The sequence below is a fragment of the Bacillus sp. X1(2014) genome (genome assembly GCF_007678255.1).
Window position 1 is genome coordinate 1 of sequence record NZ_VEED01000057.1, and the last position, 698, is coordinate 698.

1 rRNA gene is annotated in these 698 nt (G+C 52.1%); it reads left to right on the forward strand.

The annotated features are described in order from the left end of the window. A 23S ribosomal RNA gene (locus FS608_RS29740) occupies positions 1–698 on the forward strand; the annotation flags it as partial.

Sequence of the window (698 nt, forward strand, 5' to 3'; positions counted from 1 at the left end):
GGTTAAGTTAGAAAGGGCGCACGGTGAATGCCTTGGCACTAGGAGCCGATGAAGGACGGGACTAACACCGATATGCTTCGGGGAGCTGTAAGTAAGCTTTGATCCGGAGATTTCCGAATGGGGGAACCCACTGTTCGTAATGGAACAGTATCTTTACCTGAATACATAGGGTATGGAAGGCATACCCGGGGAACTGAAACATCTAAGTACCCGGAGGAAGAGAAAGCAAACGCGATTCCCTGAGTAGCGGCGAGCGAAACGGGACATAGCCCAAACCAAGAGGCTTGCCTCTTGGGGTTGTAGGACACTCAACATGGAGTTACAAAGGAACGGGGTAGATGAAGCGACCTGGAAAGGTCCGTCAGAGAAGGTAAAAACCCTGTAGTCGAAACTTCGTTCCCTCCTGAGTGGATCCTGAGTACGGCCGGACACGTGAAATCCGGTCGGAAGCAGGGAGGACCATCTCCCAAGGCTAAATACTCCCTAGTGACCGATAGTGAACCAGTACCGTGAGGGAAAGGTGAAAAGCACCCCGGAAGGGGAGTGAAATAGTTCCTGAAACCGTGTGCCTACAAGTAGTCAGAGCCCGTTCATGGGTGATGGCGTGCCTTTTGTAGAATGAACCGGCGAGTTACGATCCCATGCAAGGTTAAGTTGAAGAGACGGAGCCGCAGCGAAAGCGAGTCTGAATAGGGCGT